The sequence below is a fragment of the Desulfoferula mesophila genome (assembly GCF_037076455.1).
GTDB classification, from domain to species: Bacteria; Desulfobacterota; Desulfarculia; order Desulfarculales; family Desulfarculaceae; genus Desulfoferula; species Desulfoferula mesophila.
Genome location: NZ_AP028679.1, coordinates 3,960,676 through 3,977,754, shown reverse-complemented (window position 1 = coordinate 3,977,754; position 17,079 = coordinate 3,960,676). Strand labels below are relative to the sequence as shown.

General features: G+C 65.8%; 15 protein-coding genes. 9 read left to right on the top strand and 6 right to left on the bottom strand.

Annotated elements, in window-relative coordinates:
• Positions 1-137 precede the first annotated feature (137 nt).
• The 5 genes from groL to AACH32_RS18310 all read right to left on the bottom strand — a co-directional run bounded on the left by groL (position 138) and on the right by AACH32_RS18310 (position 5,490).
• Positions 138-1,787, bottom strand: coding sequence for a chaperonin GroEL (gene groL, locus AACH32_RS18330; protein WP_338602769.1), 1,650 nt, complete (start codon positions 1,785-1,787; stop codon positions 138-140).
• Between the two features lie 61 nt (positions 1,788-1,848).
• The gene (groES, locus tag AACH32_RS18325; RefSeq protein WP_338602767.1) at positions 1,849-2,136 is read right to left on the bottom strand and encodes a co-chaperone GroES; all 288 of its coding nucleotides are present in this window, start codon (positions 2,134-2,136) and stop codon (positions 1,849-1,851) included.
• 507 nt (positions 2,137-2,643) lie between these two features.
• Positions 2,644-3,414, bottom strand: coding sequence for an N-acyl homoserine lactonase family protein (locus AACH32_RS18320; protein WP_338602765.1), 771 nt, complete (start codon positions 3,412-3,414; stop codon positions 2,644-2,646).
• Positions 3,415-3,435: 21 nt separating this feature from the next.
• Positions 3,436-4,662, bottom strand: a complete 1,227-nt coding sequence (locus AACH32_RS18315) for a SufB/SufD family protein (RefSeq protein ID WP_338602762.1) — start codon at positions 4,660-4,662, stop codon at positions 3,436-3,438.
• Positions 4,663-4,677: 15 nt separating this feature from the next.
• Positions 4,678-5,490 carry an ABC transporter ATP-binding protein gene (locus tag AACH32_RS18310; RefSeq protein WP_338602759.1) on the bottom strand — a complete coding sequence of 271 codons (813 nt, stop codon included), beginning with the start codon at positions 5,488-5,490 and terminating at the stop codon, positions 4,678-4,680.
• Positions 5,491-5,879: 389 nt separating this feature from the next.
• Between AACH32_RS18310 and AACH32_RS18305 the strand changes: the two genes are divergently transcribed.
• The 4 genes from AACH32_RS18305 to ruvA are packed head-to-tail and all read left to right on the top strand — an operon-like array spanning position 5,880 to position 8,379.
• Complete coding sequence (locus AACH32_RS18305) at positions 5,880-6,473, top strand: RlmE family RNA methyltransferase (RefSeq protein ID WP_338602757.1); 594 nt, start codon at positions 5,880-5,882, stop codon at positions 6,471-6,473.
• Between the two features lie 39 nt (positions 6,474-6,512).
• Positions 6,513-7,268 (top strand): YebC/PmpR family DNA-binding transcriptional regulator, encoded by a 756-nt coding sequence (locus AACH32_RS18300; RefSeq protein WP_338602755.1) that lies wholly within the window; start codon positions 6,513-6,515, stop codon positions 7,266-7,268.
• A 2-nt stretch (positions 7,269-7,270) separates the two neighbouring features.
• A complete protein-coding gene (gene ruvC / locus AACH32_RS18295) occupies positions 7,271-7,789 on the top strand; it encodes a crossover junction endodeoxyribonuclease RuvC (RefSeq protein ID WP_338602753.1) in 519 nt (172 codons plus the stop codon).
• Positions 7,786-8,379: a Holliday junction branch migration protein RuvA gene (gene ruvA, locus AACH32_RS18290; RefSeq protein ID WP_338602750.1), complete on the top strand. Its 594-nt coding sequence runs from the start codon at positions 7,786-7,788 to the stop codon at positions 8,377-8,379. The genes ruvC and ruvA overlap by 4 nt, the downstream gene beginning before the upstream one ends.
• Positions 8,380-8,568: 189 nt before the next feature.
• Here the strand turns inward: ruvA and AACH32_RS18285 are convergent, their stop codons facing one another.
• Positions 8,569-9,765, bottom strand: coding sequence for a cation:proton antiporter (locus AACH32_RS18285; protein ID WP_338602747.1), 1,197 nt, complete (start codon positions 9,763-9,765; stop codon positions 8,569-8,571).
• A 672-nt stretch (positions 9,766-10,437) separates the two neighbouring features.
• Between AACH32_RS18285 and AACH32_RS18280 the strand changes: the two genes are divergently transcribed.
• The 5 genes from AACH32_RS18280 to AACH32_RS18260 all read left to right on the top strand — a co-directional run bounded on the left by AACH32_RS18280 (position 10,438) and on the right by AACH32_RS18260 (position 17,013).
• A complete protein-coding gene (locus tag AACH32_RS18280; RefSeq protein WP_338602745.1) occupies positions 10,438-11,292 on the top strand; it encodes an Mrp/NBP35 family ATP-binding protein in 855 nt (284 codons plus the stop codon).
• On the top strand, positions 11,292-11,750 hold the full coding sequence (locus tag AACH32_RS18275) for a NifB/NifX family molybdenum-iron cluster-binding protein (protein ID WP_338602742.1): 459 nt from the start codon (positions 11,292-11,294) through the stop codon (positions 11,748-11,750). The genes AACH32_RS18280 and AACH32_RS18275 overlap by 1 nt, the downstream gene beginning before the upstream one ends.
• Before the next feature lie 59 nt (positions 11,751-11,809).
• A complete protein-coding gene (locus tag AACH32_RS18270) occupies positions 11,810-13,480 on the top strand; it encodes a 4Fe-4S dicluster domain-containing protein (protein WP_338602739.1) in 1,671 nt (556 codons plus the stop codon).
• Between the two features lies 1 nt (position 13,481).
• Positions 13,482-14,405 (top strand): CoB--CoM heterodisulfide reductase iron-sulfur subunit B family protein, encoded by a 924-nt coding sequence (locus tag AACH32_RS18265; RefSeq protein ID WP_338602735.1) that lies wholly within the window; start codon positions 13,482-13,484, stop codon positions 14,403-14,405.
• A 121-nt stretch (positions 14,406-14,526) separates the two neighbouring features.
• Positions 14,527-17,013 carry a plasma-membrane proton-efflux P-type ATPase gene (locus AACH32_RS18260; RefSeq protein WP_338602732.1) on the top strand — a complete coding sequence of 829 codons (2,487 nt, stop codon included), beginning with the start codon at positions 14,527-14,529 and terminating at the stop codon, positions 17,011-17,013.
• Positions 17,014-17,079 lie beyond the last annotated feature (66 nt).

The following is a 17,079-nucleotide window of genomic DNA, read 5'->3' as shown; positions in this document are numbered from 1 at the left end:
TACCGCGTTGCCGGCATCGCTTAGGCCTCGGCCTGTTGGCAATAAATCACCACTGACACTCGGGCGCCCGAGGATAAAGAAAGCCCCCGCTCAATCGAGCGGGGGCTTTTTCAGTCGCTTGGGTTAAGCGGCGCGGTCTAGTACATACCGCCCATGCCGCCCATGCCGCCCATGCCGCCGGGCATGGCCGGGGCGCCGCCCTTGTCGTCCTTGGGCTTCTCGGCGATCATGCACTCGGTGGTCAGCAGCAGGCCGGACACCGACGCGGCGTTCTGCAGGGCGAAGCGGGTCACCTTGGTGGGGTCGATGACGCCGGCCTTCAAGAGGTCCTCGTAGGTGTTGGTCTGGGCGTTGTAGCCGTCGGAGCCCTTCATGGTCCGCACCTTCTCCACCACGATGGAGCCTTCCTGGCCCGCGTTCATGGCGATCTGGCGCAGAGGCTCTTCCAGGGCGCGCTTGATGATGTCGGCGCCGGATTTCTCCTCGCCCTTGACCTTGTCGCGCACCTTGTCGGCCGCGTCGTAGCAGCGCAGCAGGGCCACGCCGCCGCCGGGCACGATGCCCTCTTCCACCGCCGCGCGGGTGGCGTTCAGGGCGTCTTCCACGCGGGCCTTCTTCTCTTTCATCTCGGTCTCGGTGGCCGCGCCGACGTTGATCACCGCCACGCCGCCGATCAGCTTGGCCAGGCGCTCCTGCAGCTTCTCGCGGTCGTAGTCGCTGGTGGTCTCCTCGATCTGGGCGCGGATGGTGCGCACGCGGCCTTCCAGGGCCTGACGCGAGCCGCCGCCGTCGACGATGGTGGTGTTGTCCTTGTCCAGGGTCACCTTCTTGGCGGTGCCCAGGTCGTTCAGGGTGGCGCCGTCCAGCTTGACGCCCAGGTCCTCGCTGATCACGGTGCCGCCGGTGAGGATGGCGATGTCTTCCAGCATGGCCTTGCGGCGGTCGCCGAAGCCGGGGGCCTTGACGGCGCAGGCGTTCAGGGTGCCGCGCAGCTTGTTGACCACCAGGGTGGCCAGGGCTTCGCCCTCAATGTCCTCGGCCACGATCAGCAGGGGACGGCCGCTCTTGGCCACCTGCTCCAACACGGGCAGCAGGTCCTTCATGGCGCTGATTTTCTTTTCGTGGATGAGGATGTAGGGGTCGTCCAGGTTGGCTTCCATCTTCTCGGGGTCGGTGACGAAGTAGGGGCTCAGGTAGCCGCGGTCGAACTGCATGCCCTCGACCACCTCCAGGGTGGTCTCCATGCTCTTGGCCTCTTCCACGGTGATGACGCCCTCTTTGCCCACCTGGTTCATGGCCTCGGCGATGATGTTGCCGATGGTGGTGTCGTTGTTGGCGCTGATGGTGCCCACCTGGGCGATCTCGTTCTGGTCCTTGGTGGCCTTGGACATCTTCTGCAGCTCGGCCACCACGCCCTCCACGGCCTTGTCGATGCCGCGCTTGATGGACATGGGGTTAAGGCCGGCGGCCACGAGCTTGGAGCCCTCGCGGTAGATGATCTGGGCCAGGATGGTGGCGGTGGTGGTGCCGTCGCCGGCCACGTCGGAGGTCTTGGAAGCCACTTCCTTGACCATCTGGGCGCCCATGTTCTGGAACTTGTCCTCGAGCTCGATTTCCTTGGCCACGGTCACGCCGTCCTTGGTGATGGTCGGCGAACCGAAGGTCTTCTCGATAACCACGTTGCGGCCCTTGGGGCCCAAGGTTACCTTGACCGCGTTGGCCAGGGCGTCGACGCCCTTCATCATGGCCTCGCGGGCCTTTACATCATATTTTAGCTCTTTGGCCATAGCTCTATCTTCCTCTCCAAACTGGATTTGATTTTTGTATGAGACGGGGGCGAGGGACGCCTTAGTCGATGATGCCCAGGATGTCGTCCTCGCGCATGATCAGGACTTCCTTGCCGTCGATCTTGACCTCGGAACCGGAGTACTTGCCGAACAGCACGGTGTCGCCCTTCTTCACGGTCATTTCCAGCTTGGTGCCGTTTTCCATGACCTTGCCGGGGCCCACTGCCAGAATCCTGCCCTGCTGGGGTTTTTCCTTGGCGGAATCGGGGATGATGATGCCGCCGGCGGTCTTGGTCTCTTCCTCCAGCCGCTCTACGATCACGCGGTCCTGCAGCGGTTTGATTTTCATGCGTGCGTCTCCTTCTAAGTTAAATAACCGATATAGCTAAAAATAATCCGCCCCAAACCTGCGGGGCCTTTTAAGCTGCTTTGTTAGCACTCTCCGACATTGAGTGCTAACTGGGAGAACCATAAGCACCAAGCGCCGTCTTTGCAAGGGGTTGGGGCCAACTTTTTTGTAAAAAATTGGCCGGCGCGGCCGGGAGCGGGAAGCGGTTTCAGTATCGCAGCGCCTGAGGAACGTTGTTGGGGTTAACCATAACCGACTTTGGGGAGAATGCTTGCTTTTAATTTGGGTAGCCGAGGGAGTTCGGCAAGGACGGAATCGCTTGGTTGTGAGTTGGGACACCTTTACCAGACGACCCTACCGGCCCCTGCCGATCCCGCCTGGGGGAAGGCGAAGATCGCCGCGTCGCATCCCCCGCCGGGATGCTCCTCGCGATGACGGACATGGCTGAAAATTCAAGATGGCGGGGATGAACCCCGCCTCTATGCAGGCTATCCGAGGCTGTGACGCCTAGGCCAACCGGGTGACTCCCGGCGCGACTTCCGGATAATCCTCACTCATTTTGAGGTCGTGGCCGGGGAACAACAGCTCCGGGGCGGAGACCCGGCCCCGCAGGCGCTCCATGGACTCCAGCCAGGCGGGCAGGTTGAAGATGAACATGCTGGGCCAGTCCTGGGCGAAGTTGGCAAAGGTGTGGCCGCAGTCGCTGGCCACCACGGCCTGGCCCACTTTGGTGGCCGCCTGAAGGGCCATGAGCCCCGGGCTGTGCCCCGGCGCGGCAAGGAGCTCCAGGCCGGGGGCCAGGGGCGCGTCGCCCGGGTGCAGGCGCAGGCGGCCTTGGTCTTGGGCGGTCCGCAGGGGGGCCAGGTCTTCCGGCTCGTGCAGCAGGGCAAGGATGGAGCGGCTCGCCAGGGGGCTCTGGCTCCAGAACGCCCAATCGGCCAGGCCCACGTGCACCTGGGCCGCGGGGAACCAAGCCGCCCCGCCGCAGTGGTCCCAGTGCAAATGGGTGAGCACCAGGTGGCGCACCTCGCCGGGCTCCACCCCCAGGGCGGCCAGCAGCTCCAGCGGCGGGCGGTAGTTGGTCAGCTTGCGCTGGGCCGCCCGCTCCGGGGTCACCGCGCAGTCCACCACCACCGGCCCCGCCGGGCCCAGCAGGCACCAGAAGTAATAGGCCCGCTTTACCCGTTGCTCCCAGTCCCGGTTCCATATCAGCAGGGCCCGGGAGCTTTCCTCCGGCCCGGCGTAGCGCAGGGCGTATATTTCGTAAGTATCGGACAAGTTTAGCTAACCGCCTGTCGCCTACATGCCGTGCTCGTCGGTGGCGTTGATGGCCTTGTCGATCTCGGCCTGGAGCTGGGGGGGCAGGCCGGGGATGTCCACGCTAAGGAAACCGCGCACGATGGTGGCGGTGGCCTCGTCCTCGCTGAGGCCGCGGGCCATGAGGTAGTTGATCTCGTCCTGGGCGATCTTGCCCACCGCCGCCTCGTGGCTCATCTCCACCCCGTCCACGAAGCCGTCCAGGAAGGGCGCGGCCAGCATGGCCCCGCCGCCCAGGATCAGGCCTCGGCACTCCAGGTGGGCCTTGATCTCCGGCGCCTTGCCCACCAGATGGCCCCTAGCCATGATCTTGCCGCCGTTGGTTATGGCCCGGCTCACCACCTCGGCCCGGCAGCCGGGGTGGTTGAGGATCACCCGCCCCCCGGCGTCGATGTCGGTGGTGGGCGAGCCCACCAATATGGAGTAGAAGCGGCCCACGGCGTTCGGGCCGTTCAGGTGACAGGTGGGGTACATCTGTAGGCTGTTCACCGGACGCATGCACACGTAGTTGGACAGATACAGGCCGCCTTCGTCCACCGTGGCCACCGAGCGGGGGCGCACCGCCACCCCTTCGGACCAGTTGTGGATCATGGTGAAGGACAGCTTGGCGTTTTTCTTGACGAAAAACTCGCTGATCCCCACGTGGAGGCCCTTTTTGAGATGGGGGCTGGTGGCGCAGCCGCTGATGATGTGCAGCTCCGCCCCTTCCTCGGCGATGATGATGTTGTGCACGTTCTGCTGGATGTTGTCCTGGTCCATGTACAGGCAGGCCTGGATGGGATGGATGGCCTTGGCCCCGGGCAGGGCCCGGATCATGTAGCCGTCGTGAAGATCCAACTGGGCGGCGGCGGTGTACTTGTCCGCGTCCACCTCCACCAGCTTCCAGTAATAGTCCCAGAGCCAGGGATGCACCTCCAGGGCCTTCTTGAGGGGCAGCACCTCCACCCCCTCCTGGTGGCTGGAACAGTGCAGGGGCGAGGCGTCCTTCATGATGAAGGTGCCGCCCCGGTCCTTGCCGCTCACATCCACCCCGGACAACAGCAGGTCCTGCTGCTCCTGGGCGGGCAGGGTGCAAAGCTCCTCCTCGGCCAGGGCCTGGTGGGTGGCCGCGTGCTTTTCGTAGGAGCTCAAATCCAAATCCGCCCCGATGGCGGCGGTTTTCTCGCGGGCCGCCAGGGCCCGTTGCTGCAACTGGTTTTGATCGGCCATGCTTGCTGTTCCTTGCTAATCCTGGCTGATAACGGGCAGTTCCTGCAGCAGGTGCTCGCTGGGGGGCACCACGCAGCGCACGCACTCCTGGTAGCCGTTTTGGGCCACGCAGCGCAGGATCTCGCGGGGGTTGGAGGGGCAGGACAGGATGCCGTTGTAGAGCACGTGGCCCGAGTCGGCCTCCAGGTAGTCCAGGATGTAGCCGGTATGGGTGATGATCAGGCCCATCTTGGTGCGCTTGCGCCGGCTGTCGGCGATGGAGGCGCCGTTGGCGTGGTAGACGGCCTTGTCCTTTTGCAGCAGGTGGGCGATGGTGGCCCCCACCAGGTGCATGTTCTCCATGTCCACCCCGGATTCGGGCTCGTCGAAGAGCATCAGGTCCGGGTTTTGGGCCATGAGCTGCAACAGCTCCGAGCGCTTGATCTCCCCGCCGGAGAGCCCGGCGTTGACCTCGCGGCCCAAAAAGTGGCTGAAGTTCACCTCCTCGGCCATACCCTCCACGTCCACCTCGCGGCCGTGGGCGCAGATGCCCACCATCTGGCGGGTCTTGAGGCCGTGGATGGTGGGGGGGCGCTGAAAGGCCATGCCGATGCCCAGTTGGGCCCGCTCGTGGATGGGCATGTGGGTGATGTCCTCGCCCTTGAACACGATGCGCCCGTGCTTGACGATGTAGCCGGGCATGCCCAGGATGGTCATGAGCAGCGAGGTCTTGCCCGAGCCGTTGGGCCCGAAGAGCACGTGGGTCTCGCCGGGCTTGATCTCCAGGTCTACGTGGCGCAGCAAGAGCTTGCCCGAAAGCTCCACTTGCAGGTCTTCGATGAGTAGCATGGGCTTATTACTCCTTCCCGCCGGGGAGGCGGGCCAGCCTCAAAGTTCTTTCCAGACCAGAGGCGCCGGGGCCTCCAGGGCTTGGCGGCAAAATTCCAGCGCCGCTCGGGGCCGGAAGGGGGCGCGGGAATAAACGACCATACTAAAGAAGCCCGGCCCTGACCAGAAATAAGCGTGCCGCCGTCCCTTGCCCCGTTTTGCGGGGCGGCCCGCCAGGGCCCTGGCGCCAACCAGCGCCGGCCAAACATGCGGAGGGCAGGTCGCGCATGGGCGTGTTCAGAATCCACTATAGCCCAGGCCGGAGGGACCGCCAAGGCCCCCGACCGGCGACATCGCAGCATTTCTGACCCCTTGTACCCGCTGGGCCCCTGTGCTAGATTTTATCAGCCATGACCCGTCTAGGAAGCCCAGACGCCTATTACCGCCGGGCCAAAAACCAGGGTTACGCGGCCCGCAGCGTGTTCAAACTGCAGGAGATGGACAAGCGGTACGGGCTGTTGCGCTCCGGACAGGCGGTGCTGGACCTCGGTTGCCACCCAGGTTCCTGGCTGCAGTACGCCTCGCAAAAGGTGGGCCGCTCCGGTCGCCTGGTGGGGGTGGACCTGCAAGAGCCCGGCGTGAGCCTGCCCCAGGGGTCGTGCTTCATCCAGGCCGACCTGTTGGAGCTGACTCCGGATCAGGTGCGGGAGCGCTCGGGGGTGGAGGTGTTCGACCTGGTGATGAGCGACGTGGCCCCGCGAACCAGCGGGATCAAGGACCGCGACGCCGCCCAGTCGCTGGAGTTGACCCAGGCCGCCCTGGACATGGCCCTGGCCCTGCTTCGGCCGGGGGGATCGTTTCTGGCCAAGGTCTTTTTCGGTCCGGGGGTAGACGACTTGATCAGGCAGGTGAAGGGGGCCTTCAAGCTGGGCAAGGGGCACAAGCCCGACGCCAGCCGGTCGGCCAGCAAGGAAATTTACATACTGGGCAGGGGCCGCAAATAGCCCCACCCGGGATAAAGCCTCTAGTTTCAGGAGAATCATATGTCCGGTCACTCCAAGTGGAGCACCATCAAGCGCAAGAAGGGCGCCGCCGATGCCAAGCGGGGGCAGATCTTCACCCGGCTCATGCGGGAAATAACCGTGGCCGCCAAGCAGGGCGGCGGTGACATTGAAGGCAACCCCCGCCTGCGAACCGCGGTGGCTGCGGCCAAGGGCCAGAACATGCCCAAGGAGAACATCGACCGGGCCGTCAAAAAGGGCACCGGCGAGCTCGAGGGCGTGACCTACGAGGAGATCCTCTACGAGGGCTACGGTCCCGGCGGCGTGGCCTTTTTGGTGGAGTGCCTCACCGACAACAAGAACCGGGCCGCCGCCGACGTGCGCCACATCTTCACCAAGCGCGGCGGCTCCCTGGCCAAGGCCGGGGCGGTGGCCTATCTGTTCGAGGCCAAGGGCATCATCACCTTTGACAAGGACGCGGTGGACGAGGACGCCTTGATGGAAGCGGCCCTGGAGGCCGGGGCCGACGACGTGGTGGACGAGGACGACGTGTGGGAAGTGCACTGCACGCCCAGCGCCTTCAACCCGCTCAACGAGGCCTTGCGGGCCGCCGGGCTGGAGCCCATTGAGGCCGAGGTGACCAAGCAGGCCAGCACCATAGTGGAGATCACCGACAAGGGCGAGGCAGCCAAGGCCATGGCCCTGATGGAGGCCCTGGACGAGGCCGACGACGTGCAGAACGTCTACTCCAACTTCGACATCGACGAGAGCATTCTGGCCGAACTGGAAGACGAGTAAGCATGCCCAAGGCCCCCGCCCCCGCCGTGCTGGGGCTGGACCCCGGCAGCCGCTGCACCGGTTACGCGGTGGTGGAGCCGGGAGCCGGGGGGCGCATTCGCCTGCGGCGGGCCGGGGCCATCACCGCCCCGGGCGGGGCTCCGGTCCCCGAGAGGCTGGGCTACATCTTCGCCGAGCTGGCCCGGGTCATCGCCGAGCTGGAGCCCGCCGAGATGGCCGTGGAGGGGGTGTTCACCGCCAAGAACGCCCGCACCGCCCTGGTGCTGGGCCAGGCCCGGGGGGTGGCCATCCTGGCCGGGGTGCAAGCCGGGCTCAGCGTGCACGAATACCCCCCGGCCACGGTTAAGAAATCCCTGGTGGGCAACGGCCGGGCCACCAAGGAGCAGGTTCGGGCCATGGCCCTGCGCCTGGTGGGCTCCCGGCAAAACGAGATGCCCCTGGACGCCTCCGACGCCCTGGCCCTGGCCCTGACCCACTTGCAGAGCCGCCGCCTGGCGGACACCCTGGAGCGCCTGAGATGATCGCCTCGGTCAGCGGCACCGTGCTCACCCGCCGTCCGGACCACGTGGTGGTGGACTGCGCCGGGGTGGGCTACCGGGTGTTCGTTAGCCTCACCACCTTCTGCGAGCTGCCCGAGTGCGGCCACCCGGTCACCCTGTTCATCCACACCATCGTGCGCGACGACCACATCCATCTGCACGGCTTTCTGAGCGAGGCGGAGTGGCAGGCCTTCGGCAACCTCGTCACCGTCAGCGGCATCGGCCCCAAGGTGGCCCAGGCCATCCTGAGCGGCATACCCCCGGTCGAGCTGTACAAGGCCATTCGGGCGGGCGACGCCGCCCGGCTCACCGCCATCCCCGGCGTGGGCAAGAAAACCGCCGCCCGCCTGGTGGTGGAGCTTGAAGGCCGCCTGCCCAAGGATACGGGCCAGGGCGAGGCCGCCGAGGCCTCGGCCGAGCCGCTGGGCCAAGACGCGGTGAGCGCCCTGATGAACCTGGGCTATCCCGAGGCCAAGGCCAAAAAGGCGGTGGATCGGGCCATCAAGGGTTCCGAGGCGGGGATGGGCCTGGAGGGGATCATCAAATCAGCGCTCAAGGCCGTGGTGGGCTAAGGCGGGTTTCGCCGGCTTCGCCGGACAGCTGATAGCCGCGTTGCGTGCGGCGCTCAGACCTCGGCGTGGCCTAATCAAGCCCGCGGTCCTCGTTAGCGCGACGTCTTGCCCTGCACCGTCTGGCTGTGCCGGTAAGTCCTGAGATTTAGATCTGTCGCCCAATACGCGGGAATAGCCGCCGCGGGTATCTCACTCTATCTTGAAACGGCCGAAGAGCTTGGCCATGGGGTTGGCGCTCAGCCCGTGGGCGATGACGCTCAGGATCACCGTGCAGGCCACGGTCACGGCCATGATCCGGCTGCCGGGCAGGTTCTTCTGCCACACCATGATAATGAACACGATGCTGGCCAGGCCCCGGGGGCCGAACCAGCCCATGAACAGCTTGCCGTAGACGCTTTCCCCGGTGCCGGCCAGGGACAGGTACACCGGCAGGATGCGGATAAGCGTGAGGCTGAGCAGGGAATAGACCACTATGGACCAGCTAAGGCTGGTCACCACCTCGCCCACCACGGCAAAGCCGAAGATCACCCAGGTGATCAGGGCCAGGGTGTTGCCCAGCCCCTCCGCCGCCTCCAGCACCTGGCTTTTGCCGCCCTTGACCATTATGTCGAAAAGCAAACCGCCCACGAAGCAGGCGATGAAGCCGCTGCCCTCCAGGCTCTGGGCCAGGGCGTAGCAGGCGAAGGCCAGGGCCACCACCGGCACCGGCAGCCAGAACTCCTGCACCCAGTGGCGGTGGAAGCTTACCTTGAGCAGCAACACCCCCAGGGCGGTGGCCCCCAGGCCCACCACCAGTCCGATGCCGATCTCGCGGGCCAATAGCTCCAGAGCCAGGCCCATGGGCGCCTCGTGGGCCTCGGTGCTCAGGGCCAGGGCCAGGAACAGGTAGAGGATGGGCACGCAGATGCCGTCGTTGAGCCCGCTCTCCACGTTGAGGGCCTCGCGGATGCGCACGGGCACCTTGGGGTTGGCGAAGATGCCCTTGCCCAGGGCCGCGTCGGTGGGGGCCAGCATCACCGCGATGAGGGCCACCTCCAACAAGGGCAGGCCGGGGAAGAACACGAGGCCCAGCAAAAAGCCCAGCACGATGGTCAGGGGCAGGCCGATCAAGAGCATGCGCTCGGGAAGGCCTCGGCTGCGCCGCAAGGTGGTCATGTCGGCGGTGGAGGCGTCGGTGAACAGGACCAGAGCCAGGGACAACTCGGCGAACTTGCGCAGGATGTCGGCGGTGATCGAGGTTTGCATGATCCCCAGGACGTGGGGCCCGGCCACCACTCCGAAGACCAGGAAGACGATGGGCCCGCTCATGGGCCTTTTCTCCACCGCTCCGGCCACGGCGCTGTAGATAAAGATGAACACGGCCATTATGGCGAGGTTTTCGTACATGGGTCACCATCCGCTGCGTTACCAGGGGGCGCGGGCCCCGGGAGCGTCCCGGTAAAAAGCCACGGCTTGTATCCGGTTCAAGGCCGCCGGCGGGTCCATGCCCTTCCGCGGCCCACGAGAAGCCTTTTCGCAGGATAGCACCCGACCCGATGTCAGGCACGATTTTTAACCAGGGGCGGACCGGGGGCAGGGGGGATGCCCCAGGGGGGGCGGCGCCGGCCGGGCGTATCCGGTGCGGTATTATATCCCATAGAAACATAGTTTATTATCGGGGTGGGAAACCTTGCAGCATTCGCGCCGCTTGTTGTGCCCCCCTTTGCAAAAGGCAAGGCCCCATCGGGCCCCGGAGACATGCCTCTAGAGAGTTCAGGTTTGACATTCATATTAAAATGATATATTCCAAACAAAAATACCCACGCCGTACCTCTTATTGGCGCCCTTTGGCAGTTTAAGTTGCGCAACCATCGAGTGTTATCCCGTGGGAAAGCGTCCGGTAGGCAACTAGAGCGGTTTTTCAGGCATGGCAGGGATTGCTGTTGGGACAGTCCGCCAATGCCTCCATGCGCGTATGTGGGAGAACTTGACGCAAATCGTATAATATGCCTGCGCGAGCCCCGGACCCCGGCGTCTCCCATGCGCCGGGGCAGTTGCTGAGGCTCCGGAGATGACAGCATGAGCCAAGCTACCTCAGCCCCGCCTCCGGGTCCGGAACCTGGAATAGATCCTCTGGATCAACGCCTCACCCGAAACCTCGCCGACATCAGGCACAAATTGGTGGTAATGAGCGGCAAGGGCGGTGTGGGCAAGTCCACCGTGGCCGCCGAGTTGGCCGTGGGCCTGTCCCTGGCCGGCTACCGGGTGGGCCTGTTGGATGTGGACTTGCACGGGCCTTCCATTCCGCGCATGCTGGGCATAGCGGGCCACGCCGAAGTCCTGACGGACGAGCAACTCATCAAACCGGTGATCATCGACGAGGGCCTTAAGGTCATCAGCGTGGAACTGTTGATGCCCGACAAGGAGGCCTCGGTCATCTGGCGGGGCCCCATGAAGATCGGGGTGATCCGCCAGCTCATGGGCGACGTTACCTGGGGAGCCCTTGACTTTTTGATCATCGACGCCCCTCCGGGCACCGGCGACGAGCCCCTGACCGTGGCCCAAAACGTGGAAGGGGCCAAGGTGGTGCTGGTCACCACCCCCCAAGAGATAGCCCTGGCCGATCTGCGCAAGTCCCTGGACTTTTGCCGCCAGCTGGACTTGCCCGTCCTGGGGCTGGTGGAAAACATGGCCGGGCTGGTCTGCCCCCATTGCGGCGGCCAGGTGGATTTCCTGGGCCAGGGCGGGGGGCAGGACACCGCCGCCCGCTCCGGTCTCAAGTTCCTGGGCCGCCTGCCCTGGGACCCCAAGTTGATGGCCGCCGCCGACGCCGGGCGCCTGGTAAGCCTCCTGCGGCGCGACTGGGGCGAAGACGCGCCGTACCGGGGGGTGGTCCAGGAGGCCCTGGACATGTTGGGCGAGAGGAAGGCCTGATGGCCAAAATCGCGGTGAGCAGCCAGGGCGAGACGATGGACAGCCAGGTGGACCCTCGTTTCGGGCGGGCCGCCTATTTCGTGGTCAAGGACGATGACGGAGGCGTTTTCGCCCTGGACAATACCGCCGCCGGCCAGATGTCTTCCGGGGCGGGCATCCAGGCCGCCGAGAACCTGGCCAAGGCCGGGGTGCGAAAGGTGCTCAGCGGCCTGGTGGGGCCCAAGGCCATGAACGCCCTCGACGCCGCGGGCATAGAGGTGGTCCAAGGCGTCCAGGGCCGGGTGGCCGACGCCTTGGCCGCCTACGAACAGGGGCACATGGCCCAGACGGCCACCCAGGCTGTCGCCGCCGCCCAGCCCGCCGCCGGCGGCATGGGCCGGGGCCGGGGCATGGGCGGAGGCGGTTGTCGCGGTGGAGGAGGACGTGGCGGAGGGGGTCGCGGAGGTTGCCGCCGCTGAAATTGCCAACGCAAACGCGTCGGGTTCCCGGTATAAAGTAACTTGAGGGGCGTTACCATATGTTTTTCAGCATAAGCCTATATCTCGCCTTGGCCATCTGCCTGGTGGGGCTGATCTACAAGGCGTATTCCTGGCTCACGGTATCGGTGGATCCGCGGGACCGGCAATATTCCGCCGCCAAACGGGCGGGAGCCGCCATCTCCGGCCTGCTCCGCACGGTGTTCAGCCCCCGTATCGGGGCCTTGCTGCGGGGGCTGGTGTGGGACGGGCTGTTGCAAGGCCGCTCCCTCAAACACAGCGCCCTGGCTTGGCTGGGCCACATCCTTTTGTTTGTGGGCTTCATGGGCTTGCTCTTGTTGCACGCCCTGGGCGAGCAGATAACCGCCTCCCTGTTCAGCGACTACTATCCCACCCTGGACCCCTGGCTGTGGCTGCGCGAGGTCCTGGGGCTGATGGTGCTGGCCGGGGTGGGGATCATCGTTCTGCGGCGGCTCACCGTGGGCGGGCTGCGCCAGACCACCCGCGCCCGGGACCGGGTGGCCATCGCCCTGCTGGCCGTGATCCTGCTCTCGGGCTTTGCCCTGCAAGCCTTGAAGATCACCTCGTCCGACGCCTTTGACCGTATGGTCAACGAATACGCGGGGATGGACGATCCCCAGGAACTCAAGGCCCTGCGCTCGGTGTGGGCGGCCGACTATGGGGTGGTCTTCGCCCCGGGAGCGATAGGCTCTGACCAGGATTTGCTGGAGCAGGGCCGAGAGCTCAACGAAAACAACTGCATCGATTGCCACTCCCCGGCCAACCACGCCTTCGCCTCCTACGGCCTGTCGGTGCTTTTGCGTCCCGTGGCCCTGGGCCTGGATCAGGCCAACGCCTCCCAGATCCTCTACTATATCCACTTCCTGGCCTGTTTCCTGGGCCTGGCCCTGTTGCCGTTCACCAAGTTCCTGCACCTTCTGTTGGGCCCGGTGATCCTGGCGGTGAACGCGGCCACCGAGCGCGAGGGCATGAACCCGGCGGCCCGCGCCGCCCTCAGGGCCATGGAGATGGACGCCTGCACCCACTGCGGCACCTGTTCGGTGCACTGCTCGGTGGGTATCACCATGAGCCTGATACCCAACTACGACATCCTGCCCTCGGAGCGCCTGGCCTCGCTGTCGGCCAAGACCCACGGCGGCGAGGGCGACCGGGCCCGCCTGGCCCAGACCCGCGAGGGCGCCTACATCTGCACCAGCTGCCAGCGCTGCACCCGGCTGTGCCCCCTGGGCATCAACCTGCACGACCTCTGGACCGCCCAGAGACAGGACCTGGCCGACGAGGGCCTGGGCACCCCGCTTCGGGAGATCGCCGAGTTCGCCGAGCAGGCGGCCCAGCCCAGCCGCGGCCGCCATGAGGTCTTGGTGGACACCGGCGGGTTCAAGAAGACCCTCAAGCATTCGGCTCAGGCCGGCAGCTTCACCGAGTGCTACTCCTGCCGCGAGTGCACCAACGCCTGCCCCCTGGTGCACATGTCCGAATGGCCCAACCAGGAGCTGGACCTGCTGCCCCACCAGGTCATGTATTGCCTCAAGCTGGGCCTCATGGAAGAAGCCATGGGCTCGCGCATGGTGTGGAACTGCCTGACCTGCTACGAGTGTCAGCAGACCTGCCCCAACCTGGTGCAGGTGACCGACGTGATGTACGAGCTGCGTTATCTGGCGGCCCAGGCCGCCATGGCCCGGGAGAACTGACATGTCCTACGCCTTGTTTCTGGGCTGCAAGATACCCAGCTACGCCCCCCAGTATGAAACCAGCGCCCGGGCGGTGTTGGGCAAGCTGGGCATCCAGCTGACCGAGATGGAGTTCAACTGCTGCGGCTATCCCCTGCGGGACCAGCACTTCGAGCTGTTCATCCTGGCCGCGGCGCGCAACCTGGCCCTGGCCGAGGCCCAGGGCGTAGAGCTCATGACCCTGTGCAAGTGTTGCCTGGGCACCCTGAAACGGGCCCAGAAATTCCTGGAGGAGCAGCCGGACCTTTTGGCCATGGTGCAGGAAAAGCTGGCTCCCGAGGGTCTGAAATACCAGGGCACCGCCCAGGTGCGCCACATACAGAGCGTGCTGCACGACGAGGTGGGCCTGGAAAAACTCGAGGATCTGGTGCAGGCCCCCCTGAACGGCCTGAAGGTGGCCGCCATGTACGGCTGCCACGCCCTGCGCCCCAGCCGCATCACCGGCTTTGACAACGCCTACGGCCCCAAGCTGATCGAGGAGTTGCTGAAGGTCATAGGGGCCGAGGGAGTGCCCTGGCAGGGGCGGCTGCGCTGCTGCGGCGGCCCCCTGCGCGAGCGCAACCCCGAGCTTTCCCTGGCCACCATCATGATGCGCCTGGAGGAGTTCGCCGCCAGCGAGGCCCAGGTGCTGATGGTGGACTGCCCCCACACCCTGCTCCAGGTCAAGTGGGCCCACGAGACCCTGAGCGGCGAAGGCAAGCCCTCCCTGGACGGGGTGGTGCTCTATCCCCAGCTCCTGGGCCTGGCCCTGGGGCTGGAGCCCGGCCGCCTGGACCTGACGCAAAACGCGCCCGCGCCCAGCGGCCTGAAGGCCTCCCCGCCGCCAGCCAAGGCCGACCCGGGCGGGGAAAAGCCCAAGGCGGTGGGCGGCAACAGCCCCGCCTAACCGGCCCGAACCGACATAAGGCGCCCCGCGCGCCCGCTCCCCTCGCGCCAGATTAGGCATCACTTGCCCGGTGGGTATAAAATTAACCCATATACCGGACAGGAGATTGGGAGCGTGCATTATGCCGGAAACCTATCTTGAATCCCAAGACGCGGAAAAACTGAGCCTGGACCAGGTCTTTGAGCGCCTGGGCGGCAATCCCCAGGGGCTGGAGGCCGCCGAGGCGGCCCGCCGTCTGGCCCAGGTGGGGCCCAACGCCATTGAGGAGCGCAAAAAGAGCTCTTTGCTCAAGCTGCTGGGTTATTTCTGGGGGCCCATACCCTGGATGATCGAGGCGGCGGCGGTGTTGTCGCTGGTGGTGCGCCACTGGTCGGACATGATCATCATCTGCGTGATGCTGGTGTTCAACGCGGCGGTGGGCTTTTGGCAGGAGCGCAAGGCGGACAACGCCCTGGAGGCGCTCAAGGGCGAGCTGGCCCTCAAGGCCCGGGCGCGGCGCGGCGGCCAGTGGCAGGAAATAGGCGCGGAGGACCTGGTGCCCGGCGACGTGGTGCGCCTCAGGGCCGGGGACATCCTGCCCGCCGACCTCAAGCTGTTCGGGGGCGATTTCCTCAGCGTGGACCAGTCGGCTTTGACCGGCGAGTCGCTGCCCGTGGACAAGGCCGAGGGCGACGTGGCCTATTCGGGATCGGTGGCCAAGCAGGGGGAGATGCAGGCGGTGGTGGTGGCCACCGGGGACAAGACCAAGTTCGCCAAGACCGTCAAGCTGGTGGAGAGCGCCGAGGCCCCCTCCCACTTCCAGAAGGCGGTGCTCACCATCGGCGACTACCTCATCTATATAAGCCTGGGCCTGGCGGTGATCCTGGTGCTTACCCAGCTTTTCCGGGGGGACAGCGCCCTGGGGGTGTTCCAGTTCGTGCTGATCCTGGTGGTGGCCTCCATCCCGGTGGCCATGCCCGCGGTGCTCTCGCTCACCATGGCCCTGGGGGCCCTGTCGTTGGCCAAGGAAAAGGCCATCGTCTCGCGCCTGCAATCCATCGAGGAGATCGCGGGCATCGACATCCTGTGCTCGGACAAGACCGGCACCCTGACCAAGAACCAGCTCACCCTGGGCCAGCCCGCGGTTTTCGCCGCCGCCGACGAGCAGGAGTTGATCCTGGCCGCCAGCCTGGCCTCCAAGGAGGAAAACCGCGACGCCATCGACGACGCGGTGCTGGGCGGGCTCCAGGACCGCTCCCTCCTGGCCCAATACCGGCAGGACGCGTTCGTGCCCTTCGACCCGGTGAGCAAGCGCACCGAGGCCACCCTGAGCCGCGAGGGCCACAGCTTCAAGTGCACCAAGGGCGCTCCCCAGGTGATCGCCCAGCTCTGCGGCCTGACCGGGGCGGATAGCCAAAGGGCCGATGAGGTGGTGGAGGCCGCGGCCGCCAAGGGCTACCGCACCCTGGGGGTGGCCCGCGCGGACGAGGACGGCAAGTGGCGCTTCCTGGGGCTGTTGCCCTTGTACGACCCGCCCCGCGACGACTCGGCCGAGACCATTCGCCAGGCCGGGGAGCATGGCATCGACGTGAAGATGGTCACCGGCGACAACCAGGCCATCGCCAAGGAGATAGCCCGCCAACTGGGCATGGGCCAGGAAATCCAGGTGGCCCAGGAGCTGTTCGCCGAGGGGGTGGACCCGGCCGATCCGCCCCAGGGGCTGGGGGAAAAGGTGGAACGGGCCGAGGGCTACGCCCAGGTCTTCCCGGAGCACAAGTTCGGCATCGTCAAGGCGCTTCAGCGCCTGGGCCACCTGGTGGCCATGACCGGCGACGGGGTCAACGACGCCCCGGCCCTCAAGCAGGCCGACGTGGGGGTGGCGGTGTCCGGGGCCACCAACGCGGCCCGGGCGGCGGCTTCGCTGGTGCTCACCGCGCCGGGGCTGTCGGTGATCATCCGGGCGGTGGAGGAGGCGCGCAAGATCTTCGAGCGCATGAACTCCTACGCCATCTACCGCATCACCGAGACGATCCGCATCATGTTCTTCGTGGTGCTGGCCATGCTGGTGTTCAACATCTACCCCATCACCACGGTGCTGGTGATCCTCCTGGCTCTGCTCAACGATCTGCCCATCATGACCATCGCCTACGACAACACCTGGCTGGACCCCCATCCGGTGCGCTGGGAGATGCGCCGGGTGCTTACCCTGTCCACCGCGCTGGGGCTCATCGGGGTGGTGGAGACCTTCCTGCTGTTGGTCATCGCCCGCGAATACCTGGATCTGAGCGTTCCCCAGTTGCAGTCGTTCATCTATCTCAAGCTGGCCGTGGCCGGGCACCTCACCCTTTTGGTGGTGCGCACCAAGGAGCCCTTCTGGAAGAGCCCCTACCCGGCCAAGGTGCTGCTGCTGGCCGTGTTGGGCACCCAGACGGTGGCGGTGCTCATCGTGGGCCTGGGCATCATCGTGGCCCCCATACCCTGGAGCTACGTGGGCCTGGTGTGGGGCTATTGCCTGGTGTGGATGTTCATCGAGGACGCGGCCAAGCTGCACCTCTACCGCCATCTGAGCCTGGGCGGCGAGCATCACCTGGCCTTCCTGCGGCGCCTCAAGGCGCGCGCCAAGCCATAAACGGTTGACAGCGTCCCGGTTGGTCATGGACAATCAGCGGCGGCATCCTTGTTAAGGAGCCGCCGC

Bases quoted from the DNA above. Each gene is read 5' to 3' on its own strand.
- groL (WP_338602769.1), bottom strand. From the start codon at position 1,787: ATGGCCAAAGAGCTAAAATATGATGTAAAGGCCCGCGAGGCCATGATG.
- groES (WP_338602767.1), bottom strand. From the start codon at position 2,136: ATGAAAATCAAACCGCTGCAGGACCGCGTGATCGTAGAGCGGCTGGAG.
- AACH32_RS18315 (WP_338602762.1), bottom strand. From the start codon at position 4,662: ATGGCCGATCAAAACCAGTTGCAGCAACGGGCCCTGGCGGCCCGCGAG.
- AACH32_RS18310 (WP_338602759.1), bottom strand. From the start codon at position 5,490: ATGCTACTCATCGAAGACCTGCAAGTGGAGCTTTCGGGCAAGCTCTTG.
- AACH32_RS18305 (WP_338602757.1), top strand. From the start codon at position 5,880: ATGACCCGTCTAGGAAGCCCAGACGCCTATTACCGCCGGGCCAAAAAC.
- AACH32_RS18300 (WP_338602755.1), top strand. From the start codon at position 6,513: ATGTCCGGTCACTCCAAGTGGAGCACCATCAAGCGCAAGAAGGGCGCC.
- ruvC (WP_338602753.1), top strand. From the start codon at position 7,271: ATGCCCAAGGCCCCCGCCCCCGCCGTGCTGGGGCTGGACCCCGGCAGC.
- ruvA (WP_338602750.1), top strand. From the start codon at position 7,786: ATGATCGCCTCGGTCAGCGGCACCGTGCTCACCCGCCGTCCGGACCAC.
- AACH32_RS18285 (WP_338602747.1), bottom strand. From the start codon at position 9,765: ATGTACGAAAACCTCGCCATAATGGCCGTGTTCATCTTTATCTACAGC.
- AACH32_RS18280 (WP_338602745.1), top strand. From the start codon at position 10,438: ATGAGCCAAGCTACCTCAGCCCCGCCTCCGGGTCCGGAACCTGGAATA.
- AACH32_RS18275 (WP_338602742.1), top strand. From the start codon at position 11,292: ATGGCCAAAATCGCGGTGAGCAGCCAGGGCGAGACGATGGACAGCCAG.
- AACH32_RS18270 (WP_338602739.1), top strand. From the start codon at position 11,810: ATGTTTTTCAGCATAAGCCTATATCTCGCCTTGGCCATCTGCCTGGTG.
- AACH32_RS18265 (WP_338602735.1), top strand. From the start codon at position 13,482: ATGTCCTACGCCTTGTTTCTGGGCTGCAAGATACCCAGCTACGCCCCC.
- AACH32_RS18260 (WP_338602732.1), top strand. From the start codon at position 14,527: ATGCCGGAAACCTATCTTGAATCCCAAGACGCGGAAAAACTGAGCCTG.